Here is a 13,308-nt window from a genome sequence, read left to right as displayed (position 1 = left end):
CGGCGCCTCAGCGCGCCGCCACCTCGATATTGTCGATCAGCCGCACCCCGCCCAGATGTGCGGCAACCAGCAGCCGGGCGGGCACGTCGGGGGCCTCGAGCGGCGCCAGATCGGCAGCCGCGCGCAGTTCGAGATATTCGACCTCGGCAAAGCCTGCCGCCAGAATTGCGGCTCTCGCCGTTGCCAGCGCCGCCCCTGCCCCGGTCCCGGCCTCGAGCGCCCGCCGCGCCTCGACAAGCGCTTGATAAAGCGCCGGCGCCGTGGTCCGTACATCCCCGGGCAGAAGCGCGTTGCGCGAAGACAGCGCCAGCCCGTCGGGCTCGCGCACCGTGGGGCAGCCAACGATCTCGACGGGAATGTCCAGATCGCGCACCAGCCGCCGCACCACCATCAGCTGCTGAAAGTCCTTCTCGCCGAAGAAGGCGCAATCGGCGCCGGTCTGCAGCAGAAGCTTGGTCACGACCGTCGCCACCCCGTCGAAATGGCCCGGCCGGTGCGCGCCGCAGAGCCCCTCGCTGACGCCCGAAACCGACACCGAGGTCGCAAACCCCGGCGGATAGACCTGATCGGGCGCGGGCACATAGATCGCATCGACCCCGAGCGGCGCCAGCTTTTCCGCATCGCGCGCCTCGGTGCGCGGATAGCGCGCCAGATCGCCCGGATCGTTGAATTGCCTGGGGTTGACGAAGATCGTCACGATCACCCGGTCGGCCGCGGCCTTCGCGGCGGCGGCGAGACTGAGATGCCCGTCATGCAGCGCGCCCATGGTCGGCACCACCGCCACGCGCGCGCCCTCGGCCCGCCACGCGGCCCGAAGCGCTCGCAGCTCGGCCAGGCTTCGCAGGATCGGCGCGCTCATGCTCCACCTCCGGTTTCATCGGCAAAGACATGCTCCGGCCCCGGGAAACGCCGCGAACGGACCTCCTCGGCATAGGTTTCGACCGCCGCGCGCGCGGCATCGCCCAGTTCGGCATAGCGCTTGACGAATTTCGGCCGGAAGCCGGTGAAGACGCCCAGCATGTCATCGACGACAAGGATCTGCCCGTCGCAGCCGGCCGAGGCGCCGATGCCGATGGTCGGGATCGGAACCGCGTCGGTGATCCGATCGGCCAGCGCCGCGGGCACCTTCTCCAGCACCACCGCGAAAGCGCCCGCCTCGGCCACGGCCTCGGCATCGGCCAGCACCCGGGCCCCGTCGGCGCCGCGGCCCTGCACCTTGTAGCCGCCGAAGCCCATCACGCCCTGCGGCGTCAGCCCGACATGGGCCATCACCGGAATGCCGCGCGCGGTCAGAAACCGGATCGTCCCGGCCATCGCCGCCCCGCCTTCCAGCTTGACCGCGCCGCAGCCGGTCTCGGCCATCAGCCGCGCGGCATTGCGGAACGCCTGTTCGGGGCTCTCCTCATAGCTCCCGAAGGGCATGTCGACGACCATCAGCGCATGGCTCAGCCCGCGCGCCACGGCCCGGCCATGCATCAGCATCATCTCCATGGTGACGCCCAGCGTCGAGGGAAGCCCGTGCAGCACCATGCCCACGCTGTCGCCCACCAGAACGACATCGCAGGCGGCATCGACCGCCTCGGCCATCGGCGTCGTATAGGCGGTCAGGCAGACCAGCGGCGCGGCCCCCTTCCTCGCCCGGACCTCTGCCACCGTCATCTGGCGGCTTTCGGCGCTTGCACTCATCCTCTCCTCCCCGGCGCTGCAATTGGCGCGCCTTATAGCGTGCTGCAGCGCAGAATCCAGCCCGCTGCCATGCCCGGGGCCTTGCCATGGCCACCCGCCCGGCCTCAGATGGGGACGGAACGGAAAGGAGACCGCAGGATGCGCCCCATTCGGATCATCGCCCGGACCCTGGTCCTGGCCCTGCCTTTCGGACCAGCCCTCGCGGCCGGACCCGCCAGCGCCGCGCCGCCGGATGCGATTGTCATCGGCATGGTGCTCGAGCCGCCGAACCTCGACCCGACCTCCGGCGCCGCCGCCGCGACCGACGAGGTGGTCTATGCCAATGTCTTCGAGGGGCTGACCCGGTTCGCCGCCGACGGTACCGTGGGGCCGGGCCTCGCCGCCAGCTGGGAGACGAACGAGACCGCCACGGTCTACACCTTCCATCTGCGGGAGGGGGTGCGGTTTCACGACGGAACGACGATGGAGGCCGATGACGTGGTCTTCAGCCTCGACCGCGCCCGGGGCCCCGACAGCAGCAACGCCCAGAAGGCGCTGTTCGAGGGGATCGACAGCGTCGCGGCAACCGATCCGCTGACCGTGACGGTGACGCTGACCCAGCCCGACGGCGCCTTTCCCTTCAAGATGGCCTGGGGCGATGCGGTGATCGTCGCCCCCGAGACGGCCGGGACCGAGGCCACCGCCCCGGTCGGCACCGGCCCCTTCCGGTTCGACCGCTGGGTCCATGGCGACCGGGTCGAGCTGGTGCGCAACCCCGATTACTGGGGCCCGGCCCCGGCGCTGGCCCGCGCGACCTTCAAGTTCATCCCCGACCCGAACGCGGCCTTCGCGGCGATGATGGCGGGCGATGTCGATGCCTTCCCGAACTTCCCCGCCCCCGAAACGCTGCCGCAATTCGAGGCCGACCCGCGGTTCAAGGTGATCGTCGGCACCACCGAGGGCGAAACCATCCTCGCGCTCAACAACCGCCGCCCGCCGCTTGACGACATCCGGGTGCGCGAGGCCATCGCCCATGCCATCGACCGCCAGGACGTCATCGACGGGGCGATGTTCGGCTATGGCACGCCGATCGGCACGCATTTCGCGCCGCACCATCCCGACTATGTCGATCTGACCGACCTGTCGCGGCACGATCTGAAGAAGGCCCGCGCGCTTCTGGCCGAGGCGGGACAGACCGACCTGAAACTGCGGCTGGCGCTGCCGCCGCCAAGCTATGCGCGGCGCGGCGGCGAGATCGTGGCGGCCGAACTCCGCGCCGCGGGGATCGAGACCGAGATCACCAACCTGGAATGGGCGCAATGGCTCGACCAGGTGTTCAAGCGGCACGATTTCGACCTGACCATCGTCAGCCATACCGAGCCGATGGATATCGGCATCTATGCCCGGCCCGACTACTATTTCGGCTATGGCAAACCGGATTTCGTGGCGCTTATGGACCGGCTTGCCGGCGCGACCGCCCCGGACCAGCGCTCGGACATCCTGACGGCGGCGCAGCGGATGATCGCCGAGGACTACGTCAACGTCTATCTCTTCCAGCTTGCCAAGACCGGCGTTGCCAACGCGAAGATCGACGGGCTTTGGGAAAACGCCCCGACCCAGGCCAACGACCTGACCGCCGTGCGCTGGATCGACTGACCCGGCGGAGCGCCTGCGGCGCACGCCCTCTGGCCTGCCCCTGACGGGGCAGGCGGTCTTTCGGGTATTTGATCCAAGAAGAAACCGAACATGTCTTCTTCTTGGTCCAAATACCCATCTCGCAACGGCAGGGCCGGGCGCCACGCCCCCGGTCAGGCGATCACGTTGAACCCCGGCCCGTAGGGATAGCGGGTGATGTCTTCCGCCCCGTCCCCGGTGACGATCAGGATGTCGTGTTCGCGGTAGCCGCCCGCACCCGGGCGGCCTTCGGGGATGGTCAGCATCGGTTCCATCGAGATCACCATGCCGGGTTCCAGCACGGTCCCGATATCCTCGCGCAGCTCCAGCCCGGCCTCGCGGCCATAGTAATGCGACAGCACCCCGAAGCTGTGGCCATAACCGAAGCTGCGATATTGCAGCAGGTCGCGCTCGGCCAGGAAGGCGTTGATCCGCTGCGTGATGTCGGCGCAGCTGGCGCCCGGTCTCAGCAGCGACATGCCGTAGTCATGGGCCGCCACGTTGGCCTCCCAGATCGCCAGCGTCACGGGATCGGGCTCGCCCAGAACCATCGTCCGCTCAAGCGCGGTGTAGTAACCCGAGATCATCGGGAAGGCGTTCAGCGACAGCAAATCGCCGCGCTGCAGGACACGGCCCGTGACCGGGTTATGGGCACCGTCGGTATTGGGCCCGGACTGGAACCAGACCCAGGTGTCGCGGTATTCGGCCTCGGGAAAGCGGCGGGCGATTTCCAGCTCCATCGCGTCGCGCCCGGCCATCGCCACGTCGATCTCGCGCGCGCCCTCGCGCACCGCCGCGCGGATCGCGTGGCCGCCGATATCGGCCACCGCCGCGCCCGCCCGGATCAGGTCAAGCTCGGCCGGGCTCTTGCGCATCCGCTGCTGCATGGTGGCGGGTGCCAGATCGACCGTGCCCGCGGGCGAAAGGAAGGTGTCAAGCTCGTCCCTCCGGGCCAGGGTCAGATGGTCGGCCTCGATCCCGACGCGGCGGCCCTGCCCCGCGACATGGGCAACCGCGCGCCAGAAATTGTCGCGCGCCCAGTCGGTATAGGTCAGCGCCTCGCCATGACAGCGCCGCCAGGGCTGGCCCGCGTCGATGCCCGCACCGATCACGACCGATTGCGAGGCGGTCACCACCAGCGCATAAGGTCGGCCGAAGCTGCAATAGAGAAAGCCCGAATAATAGGCCACGTTCTGCATCGAGGTCAGCACCGCCACGTCGGCGCCGGTGGCGTCCATCGCGCTGCGAAGCCCCATCAGGCGGGTGTCGTATTCGTCGGGCGCGAAGGGCAGCGCGGCCTTCTCGCAATTCGCGAACCGGTAGAAGTCGGGTCGGGATTCGGGTCGGGTCATGGGAGCTCCCTGACAGGCCATCCCGGCGCGCGGGCCGGGACATCGGATGTTCCCGGCGTACAGGAGGACAGGCGGAAACCGCCGGGCATCGGGGGCATCAGCCCCCCGCGCACGACGCCATCGGCACGGTGCCCGGGGCCGAGCATAGCCAGTCCGCGCCGTCTGGCAAGCATCAGATCGCGTCCGGACGCGGCGGCGATTGCACTGGCGCCAGGCCTGCCCCTTGGCCTAGATTCGGGCGCATGCTGCGTTACGCCCTGACCCGCCTCCTGTCGCTGTCGCTGAGCCTGATCGCAGCCAGCGTTGCGATATTTGCGGCGATCGAGGTGATCCCGGGCGACCCCGCCGCCTATATGCTGGGGCTGAACGCGGCGCCCGAGACGGTGGCGGCGCTGCGCGACGAGCTGGGGCTGTCGGGCTCGGTCTGGGCGCGCTACCTCGACTGGATCTCGGGGCTCGCGACCGGCGATTTCGGCACCTCCTACACCTATCGCGTGCCGGTGGCCGAACTGGTGGCGCAGCGCCTGGCCGTCTCGCTGCCGCTTGCCGCCTATGCGCTGGCGCTGTCGACGGCCATCGCGCTGCCGGTGGGGCTCTGGGCCGCGGCGCGGCGCGGGCGGGGGGCCGATCTTGGCATCATGGCGGCAACGCAGCTGGGCATCGCCGTGCCGAATTTCTGGTTCGCGATGCTGCTGGTGCTGGTCTTCGCGGTCAAGCTGCGCTGGGTCTCGGCGGGGGGCTTTCCGGGCTGGGAGGCGGGGCTTGGCCCCGGGCTGAAGGCGCTGACCCTTCCGGCCGTGGCGCTGGCGTTGCCGCAGGCCGCGATCCTCGCGCGGGTGATGCGCTCGGCGCTGATCGAGACCTTGGGGCAGGACTATATCCGCAGCGCCCGGGCCAAGGGGCTGAGCCGGGCCCAGGCGCTCCGCCGCCATGCCTTCCGCAACGCGCTGATCCCGGTCCTGACCATCCTCGGGCTGCAATTCTCCTTTCTGCTGGCGGGAGCCATCATCATCGAGAACGTGTTCTTCCTGCCCGGTCTCGGGCGGCTGATCTTCCAGGCCATCACCCAGCGCGACCTGATCGTGGTCGAAAGCGTGGTGATGCTGCTGGTCTTCGCGGTGATCCTCGTCACCTTCCTTGTCGATCTGGCCTATGCCGCGGTCGATCCCCGGCTGAGGCGCCGATGAGCGCGCGGCCGAACCTGATCGCGGGCGGCGTGATCAGCGGCGCCGTGCTGACGCTGGCGGCGCTGTCGCTGGTCTGGGTGCCCCATGACGTGACCGCGCTGAACATCGCCGAGCGGCTGCGCCCGCCGGGCGGCCCCTATCTGCTGGGCACCGACCAGCTGGGGCGCGACATGCTGGCGATGCTGATGGTGGGCGCGCGCAGCTCGATCGCGGTGGCGCTGGTCGCGGTCGGCATCGGCATGGGGGCGGGCGTGCCGCTGGGGCTGATGGCGGCCGCCGGGCGGGGCGGCTGGCTCGACGAGATCGTCATGCGGCTGAACGACCTGATCTTCGCTTTTCCGGCGCTGGTGATCGCGATCCTGATCACCGCCATCCTCGGCCCCTCGGCGCTGAACGCGATCCTGGCCATCGGCATCTTCAACATCCCGGTCTTCGCCCGGGTGACGCGCGGCGCGGCGCTCAGCCTCTGGACGCTCGACTATGTCCGCGCGGCCGAGCTGGCGGGCAAGGGCCGGGCCCGGATCAGCGCCGAGCATATCTTGCCCAATATCGCCAACCTGCTGATCGTGCAGGCGACGATCCAGTTCAGCCTCGGCATCCTCGCCGAGGCGGGGCTGTCCTATGTCGGGCTCGGGGCGCAGCCGCCGACGCCCAGCTGGGGCCGGATGCTGGCCGAGGCGCAGACCATGATCTACACCGCGCCCCGGCTGGCGGTCCTGCCGGGGCTCGCCATCGTGCTGACCGTGCTGGGGCTGAACCTTCTGGGCGACGGGCTGCGCGACGCGCTCGACCCGCGCCTCAGGAGAGCCGCCCGGTGATCCTGCTGCGCGATCTGGGACTGAGCCTGAACGGCCGTCCGGTGCTGAACGGCGTCTCCTTCGAAATCGGGCGGGGCGAGATCCTGGGGCTTGCGGGCGAAAGCGGGTCGGGCAAGTCGATGACCGCGCTGGCGATCATGGGACTTCTGCCCGAGGGCGCCGAACTTCGCGGCCATCTGCGGCTGAACGGGCTGGATCTTCTGTCGCTGTCGGACCGGCAGATGTGCCGGGTCCGCGGCCGCGATCTGGGCATGATCTTCCAGGAGCCAATGACCGCGCTGAACCCGGTGCAGAGGATCGGCGATCAGGTGGCCGAGACACTGATCGTGCATGGCGAGGCGACCCGGGCCGAGGCGCGCCGCGCCACCGCGCGGCTGCTGAACCGGGTCGGCCTGCCCCCCGACCGGTTTCCTCCCACGCGCTATCCGCACGAGCTGTCTGGCGGGCAGCGCCAGAGGGTCTGCATCGCCATGGCCATCGCGCTGCGCCCGCAGCTGCTGATCGCGGACGAGCCGACCACCGCGCTCGACGTCACCACGCAGGCGCGGATCCTCGATCTGCTGAAGGGGCTGGTGGCCGAGACGGGCATGGGGCTCTTGCTGATCACCCACGATCTGGCGGTGATCTCGGGGGTTGCCGACCGGCTGGCGGTGATGCGGCGCGGCGAGATCGTCGAGGAAGGCCCGGCCGCATCCGTGCTGGCGGATCGAAAGCACCCCTATACCCGCGCGCTGGTGGCCGCCTCGGCGCACCGGCCGACGACGCCCCCGCCCCCGCCCGGCCCGCCGCTGCTGGAAGTGCGCGAGGCGCGGCGCAGCTATCCGGCGGTCCATTCCGGCCTGTTCCGGCGGCTGCCGCCCCAGCGCGCGGTCGACGGGGTCAGCTTCGGGATCGCGCGCGGTGAAAGCTTGGGCCTTGTGGGCGAATCCGGGTGCGGCAAATCGACCTTGGCGCGTGCCGTGCTGGGGCTCGATCCGCTGCAGGGCGGCGAGATCCGGCTGGACGGAGAGGTCGTGCGGGCCGGTGCGGCGATGCCCGCCCGGCTGCGCCGCAAGATGAACGCGGTCTTTCAGGACCCCTATGGCAGCTTCAATCCGCGCCACCGCGTGGCCCGGCTGATCGCCGAGCCGTTTCATCTGGGCGGGCGCCCGAGCGATGCCGACGAGCGCATCGACGCGGCGCTCGAGGCTGTGGGGCTTGATCCGAAGCACCGCGACCGCTTCATCCACGAATTCTCGGGCGGCCAGCGCCAGCGCATCGCCATCGCGCGCGCGCTGATCGCGCGGCCCGACCTGATCGTGCTTGACGAGGCGGTTTCGGCGCTTGACGTTCGCGTCAGGGCGCAGATTCTCGATCTGCTGGCCGATCTGCGCGCAAGGTTCGGTCTGTCCTATCTTTTCATCAGTCACGACCTGTCCGTGGTCAGGTCGAGCACCGAACGAGTGCTTGTGATGCAGGCGGGCCGGATCGTAGAGGAAGGGGCGACAGAAAAGGTGCTGCACAACCCTGCGCATGCTTATACCAAGGCGTTGTTGTCGGCCGCCCCGAAGCTGAAGGAACCGGAATAGGACGTATGCGCGAGCTTTGGTTCGAAACCGACCGCTGCTTTATCGGCGGGGTCTGGCAGCCGCCTGCCAGCCGCGATTTTCTTGCGGTCGAGAATCCCTCGACCGGCGCGCCGATCGGGTCGATCGCGCGCGGCAAGGTTGCCGATATCGACGCGGCCGTCACCGCCGCGGACGAGGCCCGGCAGGGGTCCTGGGGCCGGATGACCGCGACCGAGCGCGGCCGGGTTCTGACCCGAATCGGCCAGTTCGTGCGCGGCCGCGCCGAAACGCTGGCGCGGATCGAGGCCACCGATGTCGGCAAGCCGCTGACCCAGGCGCGGTCGGATGCGATGACGCTGGCGCGCTATCTGGAATTCTACGGCGGTGCCGCCGACAAGGTGATGGGCCACAGCCTGCCCTACATGGACGGCTATACCGTCTACACCCTGCGCGAGCCGCATGGGGTGACGGGCCATATCATTCCCTGGAACTACCCGATGCAGATCATCGGACGCTCGGTCGGGGCGGCGCTGGCGATGGGCAATGCCTGCGTGCTGAAGCCCGCCGAGGAAGCCTGCCTGACCGCGCTGGCCTTTGCCAAGCTGGCCGAAGAGGCGGGCCTGCCCGATGGCGCGCTGAACGTGGTGCCGGGGCTTGGCGACGAGGCCGGCGCGGCGCTCGCCTCGCATCCCGGGGTCGATCATATCTCGTTCACCGGCTCGCTGTCGGTCGGACGCAAGGTGCAGGCCGAGGCGGCGCGGCATGTGGCGCCGGTGACGCTGGAACTGGGCGGCAAGTCGCCCCAGATCGTCTTTGCCGATGCCGATCTCGACGCGGCGCTGCCGTTCCTGGTCAATGGCGGGCTGCAGAACGCGGGGCAGACCTGTTCGGCCTCGTCGCGCATCCTGGTCGAGCGGCGGCTTTATGACGAGCTGGTCGAGCGCATGGCGGGCGCCTATCGCGCGCTCTGGGTGGGGCCTGCGCTGGAGGATCTCAATCTCGGGCCGCTGATCTCGAGCCGGCAGAAAGAGATCGTCCTGGATTATCTCGGCAAGGGACAGGATCTGGAAACCGCGGCCGAGGGCCGGATCATCGGCAATGCGCCCGCGGGCGGATATTACGTGGCGCCGCGGCTGCTGACGCGGGTGCCGCCCGGGCACCGGCTGGCACAGGAGGAAATCTTTGGCCCGGTGCAGGTGGTGATCCCCTTCGCCGACGAGGAGGAGGCAGTGTCGATCGCCAATGGCACCGGCTACGGGCTGGTGGCCGCGGTCTGGACCCGCGACGGCGCCCGGCAGATGCGGATGGCCAGGAAGCTGCGCGCGGGCCAGGTCTATCTGAACAATTACGGCGCGGGCGGCGGGGTCGAGCTGCCCTTCGGCGGCGTGGGCCTTTCGGGCCATGGCCGCGAGAAGGGGTTCGAGGCGCTTTACGGCTTTTCGGTGCTGAAGACGGTCGCGGCACGCCACGGCTGAGCCGACCGCAGGTCAGCCTTCCGTCCGGCGCTGTGCCATGGGTATTTTTGCCAAGAAGAAGACGGGAGGGGGCGCGATGCGGCCGGGGCAGCGGAACCTTGTGACCGATGTGGCGGGGCTGAGGGTCGGCCAGGCCGGGGATGCGCGGGTGAAGACCGGCGTGACGGTTCTGCTGGGCGAGGCGCCCTTCGTGGCCGGGGTGCATGTGATGGGCGGCGCGCCCGGCACCCGCGAGACCGATCTGCTGGCGCCCGACCGGCTGGTGCAGGAGGTCGATGCGCTGGTGCTGTCGGGCGGGTCGGCCTTCGGGCTCGATGCCGCGGCGGGCGTGGTCGAGGGGCTGCGCGCCATGGGGCGCGGCTTCGAGGTCGCGGGTCAGCGGGTGCCCATCGTGCCGGGCGCGATCCTGTTCGATCTGGCGAATGGCGGCGACAAGGGCTGGGACGAGGCGCCCTATCGCGCGCTTGGCCGGGCGGCGCTGGCGGCCGTCTCGGACGAGATCGAGCTGGGCAGCGCGGGTGCGGGGCTTGGCGCCACCACGGCCGATCTGAAGGGCGGGCTGGGCTCGGCCTCGCTGGTGCTGGAGAGCGGCATCACCGTCGGCGCGCTGGTCGCGGTCAATGCGCTGGGATCGGCGGTCATGGGCGGCGGGCCGGAATTCTGGGCCGCCCCCTTCGAGATCGGGGACGAGTTCGGCGGGCGCGGCATGGGGCGACACGATCCTTTGGCCGAGCCGCGCCCCGAGGCCAGGCTTGGCCAGTCGACGACCATCGCCATCGTCGCGACCGATGCGGCACTGACCCAGGCGCAGGCGACGCGCATGGCGGTCGCCGCCCATGACGGCATGGCCCGCGCGCTGGTGCCAAGCCATACGCCCTTCGACGGCGATCTGGTCTTTGCCGCAGCCACCGGGGCGAAGCCGCTGCCCGAAGGCGGGTACGAGGCGCTGCGGCTGGGCCATGCCGCCGCCGTCTGCCTGGCGCGGGCCATTGCGCGCGGGGTCTATCTGGCGCGCCCCGCCCCGGGCGACACAAGGCCTTGCTGGCAGGAGCGGTTCGGCCAGGCCTGACCGGTTCTAGAGCCCGTCGAGCAGCGCCCCGGTCAGCGGGCTGTCGGGCCGGGTCAGCCCCTCGATCACGTCGAAATGGTGGCGCCCCTCGTCGACGGTCAGCGCCGCCCCCGTCCAGGCCTCGGCCAGCCAGCGCGCCTGATCGAGAAAGACCGGGCGTTCGTCGCCGCCGACCCAGACATGGACCGGCACGCCCGGTCGGGGTGTCATCAGCACCGGGCTTTCGGCGGCAGCGGACCCGGCATCGAGGTAAAGCGGGCCGGCCATCTGCGTCTTCAGAAGCGGCCGCAGGTCCGAGACCGGCGAGATCGGCACGACCCGGGCGATCCGGTCCGCGGCCGCCCCCGGTGCGGCATCGCCGCAAAGCATCCGCGCCACCAGATGCCCGCCCGCCGAATGCCCGGCCAGCACCAGCGGACCACGGGGAAGCGCGGCCGAGATGGTCTCGACCGCCGCGCGGATATCGGCGGTGATGTCGGGGATCGCGGCCTCGGGAGCCAGCCGGTAGGAGGGCATCGCCACCGCCCAGCCCCGCGCCACCGCGCCTGCCGCCAGATGCGACCAGATCGAGCGGTCGAACTTCATCCAGTAGCCGCCATGGACAAACACCACGAGCCCGCTAGATTCTGCCTCGGGCAGGAACAGATCGAAGCCCTGCCGCGGATGGGGTCCGTAACTTTGCCCCGTCTGGCCCCGTGCCGTGGCCCGGAATGCCGCAGCCTCGGCGGCCCAGCGCGGCGGATAGGCTTCGGCAGAGGGGATATGAGGGGCGTTGGCATAGGCATCGTCCCAGTCGATGGCTTCGTGTTGCATCCCCGTTCCCCCTGCCCCCATGCTGCACAGACGATATCCAAGGGAGAATGACCGATGCTTGCACGCGACCTCAAGAGCCTTCTCAAGGACCCGGGTCTGCTGGCGACCGATGCCTTTCTGGCCGGGGACTGGGTCGGAGCCGATGACGGCGCGACCTTCGCCGTGACCAACCCCGCCAATGGCGAGACCATCTGCCAGGTGCCCGACATGGGCCGGGCCGAAGCCGCCCGCGCCATCGAGGCCGCCGCCGCGGCCCAGAAGGACTGGGCCGCGAAAACCGCGAAAGAGCGCGCCGGCGTGCTGCGCAAGTGGTACGATCTGATGATGGCCGCGCAGGAAGATCTGGCGCTGATCCTGACCGCCGAAATGGGCAAGCCGCTGGCCGAGTCCCGGGGCGAGATCGCCTATGGCGCGGGCTTCGTCGAATGGTTCGCCGAGGAGGCCAAGCGGATCTATGGCGAAACTATTCCCGGCCACCAGCCCGACAAGCGCCTGACCGTGATCCGCCAGCCGGTGGGGGTGGTCGCCGCCATCACGCCCTGGAACTTCCCCAATGCGATGATCACCCGGAAGGCCGCGCCCGCGCTGGCCGCGGGCTGCGCGATCCTGATCAAGCCCGCCGCCGAAACCCCGCTTTCGGCGCTGGCCATGGCGGTGCTGGCCGAACGGGCGGGCCTGCCCAAGGGGCTCATGTCGGTGATCACCTCGTCGAAATCCTCGGATATCGGCAAGGAGTTCAGCGAGAACCCGGTGGTGCGCAAGATCACCTTCACCGGGTCGACCGAGGTCGGGCGCATCCTGCTGCGCCAGGCCGCCGACCAGGTCAAGAAATGCTCGATGGAACTGGGCGGCAACGCGCCCTTCATCGTCTTCGACGACGCCGATCTGGATGCGGCCGTGAAGGGCGCCATCGCCTGCAAGTTCCGCAACAACGGCCAGACCTGCGTCTGCGCCAACCGGATCTATGTGCAGTCGGGCGTCTACGATGCCTTCGCCGCCAAGCTGGCCGAGGCGGTCGGCAAGCTCAAGGTCGGCGACGGCATGGATGACGGCACCGATCTCGGCCCGCTGATCTCGGACGCCGCGCGCGAGAAGGTCGAGACCCATCTGGCCGATGCCACCGCCAAGGGCGCCAAGGTGATCCTGGGCGGCAAGCCGCATCAGCGCGGCGGCACCTTCTTCGAGCCCACCATCGTCACCGGCGCCACGCAGGAGATGCAGTTCGCCACAGACGAGACCTTCGGCCCGCTGGCGCCGCTGTTCCGGTTCGAGACCGAGGACGACGTCATCGCCATGGCGAACGACACGATCTTCGGTCTGGCCTCGTATTTCTTCGCGCGCGACCTGAGCCGGGTCTACAAGGTGGCCGAGGCGCTGGAATACGGCATCGTTGGCGTCAATACCGGGCTGATCTCGACCGAGGTCGCGCCCTTCGGGGGCGTCAAGCAGTCGGGGCTGGGCCGTGAGGGCAGCCGCCACGGGATCGAGGATTACCTCGAGATGAAATACATCTGCATGTCGGTCTGAGACCGGCGCCGACAGGGCGACAGAGCGCCGCAAGCGGGCGGGTCCGACCGGCCCGCTTGCGGTCATTTCCGCCTTGACCCCGAAGGGTTAAAGGGCCGAACATCGCCCCCATACGGGGCAGCGGCCCGACGCCATTGGCGGCCGCACCCGACCTCCGGGACAGGCCCTTCGCGCCTATCCC

At 69.7% G+C, this 13,308-nt stretch carries 11 protein-coding genes; 7 read left to right on the top strand and 4 right to left on the bottom strand.

The features are described 5' to 3' along the window. Positions 1–7 precede the first annotated feature (7 nt). Both panC and panB read right to left on the bottom strand, forming a co-directional pair. Positions 8–859, bottom strand: coding sequence for a pantoate--beta-alanine ligase (gene panC, locus BYZ73_RS13115; RefSeq protein ID WP_108028032.1), 852 nt, complete (start codon positions 857–859; stop codon positions 8–10). Beyond that, a complete protein-coding gene (gene panB, locus BYZ73_RS13110; protein ID WP_108028031.1) occupies positions 856–1,686 on the bottom strand; it encodes a 3-methyl-2-oxobutanoate hydroxymethyltransferase in 831 nt (276 codons plus the stop codon). The genes panC and panB overlap by 4 nt, the downstream gene beginning before the upstream one ends. Positions 1,687–1,824: 138 nt before the next feature. On the opposite strand from panB, the gene BYZ73_RS13105 reads away from it, so the two are divergent. Then, positions 1,825–3,321: an ABC transporter substrate-binding protein gene (locus BYZ73_RS13105; RefSeq protein WP_112316292.1), complete on the top strand. Its 1,497-nt coding sequence runs from the start codon at positions 1,825–1,827 to the stop codon at positions 3,319–3,321. Positions 3,322–3,473: 152 nt separating this feature from the next. Here the strand turns inward: BYZ73_RS13105 and BYZ73_RS13100 are convergent, their stop codons facing one another. Further along, complete coding sequence (locus tag BYZ73_RS13100; protein ID WP_112316291.1) at positions 3,474–4,691, bottom strand: aminopeptidase P family protein; 1,218 nt, start codon at positions 4,689–4,691, stop codon at positions 3,474–3,476. A gap of 242 nt (positions 4,692–4,933) precedes the next feature. On the opposite strand from BYZ73_RS13100, the gene BYZ73_RS13095 reads away from it, so the two are divergent. The 5 genes from BYZ73_RS13095 to BYZ73_RS13075 all read left to right on the top strand — a co-directional run bounded on the left by BYZ73_RS13095 (position 4,934) and on the right by BYZ73_RS13075 (position 10,787). Further along, a complete protein-coding gene (locus BYZ73_RS13095; protein WP_112316290.1) occupies positions 4,934–5,878 on the top strand; it encodes an ABC transporter permease in 945 nt (314 codons plus the stop codon). Further along, positions 5,875–6,696: an ABC transporter permease gene (locus BYZ73_RS13090; RefSeq protein WP_112316289.1), complete on the top strand. Its 822-nt coding sequence runs from the start codon at positions 5,875–5,877 to the stop codon at positions 6,694–6,696. The genes BYZ73_RS13095 and BYZ73_RS13090 overlap by 4 nt, the downstream gene beginning before the upstream one ends. Then, complete coding sequence (locus tag BYZ73_RS13085) at positions 6,693–8,264, top strand: ABC transporter ATP-binding protein (RefSeq protein WP_112316288.1); 1,572 nt, start codon at positions 6,693–6,695, stop codon at positions 8,262–8,264. Before BYZ73_RS13090 ends, BYZ73_RS13085 begins: the two co-directional genes overlap by 4 nt. A 5-nt stretch (positions 8,265–8,269) precedes the next feature. Continuing rightward, positions 8,270–9,718 carry an aldehyde dehydrogenase family protein gene (locus BYZ73_RS13080; RefSeq protein WP_108028025.1) on the top strand — a complete coding sequence of 483 codons (1,449 nt, stop codon included), beginning with the start codon at positions 8,270–8,272 and terminating at the stop codon, positions 9,716–9,718. Between the two features lie 76 nt (positions 9,719–9,794). Beyond that, positions 9,795–10,787, top strand: coding sequence for a P1 family peptidase (locus tag BYZ73_RS13075; protein ID WP_112316287.1), 993 nt, complete (start codon positions 9,795–9,797; stop codon positions 10,785–10,787). A gap of 6 nt (positions 10,788–10,793) precedes the next feature. Here BYZ73_RS13075 and BYZ73_RS13070 read toward each other — a convergent pair whose 3' ends face one another. After that, positions 10,794–11,585, bottom strand: a complete 792-nt coding sequence (locus tag BYZ73_RS13070) for an alpha/beta hydrolase (protein ID WP_112316311.1) — start codon at positions 11,583–11,585, stop codon at positions 10,794–10,796. 69 nt (positions 11,586–11,654) lie between these two features. On the opposite strand from BYZ73_RS13070, the gene BYZ73_RS13065 reads away from it, so the two are divergent. Then, positions 11,655–13,127, top strand: a complete 1,473-nt coding sequence (locus BYZ73_RS13065; RefSeq protein ID WP_112316286.1) for an NAD-dependent succinate-semialdehyde dehydrogenase — start codon at positions 11,655–11,657, stop codon at positions 13,125–13,127. The last annotated feature ends 181 nt before the right edge of the window (positions 13,128–13,308 follow it).

Source organism: Rhodovulum viride (genome assembly GCF_003265965.1).
Taxonomy (GTDB): Bacteria; Pseudomonadota; Alphaproteobacteria; order Rhodobacterales; family Rhodobacteraceae; genus Rhodovulum; species Rhodovulum kholense.
This window is presented reverse-complemented; position numbering and strand designations above follow the sequence as displayed.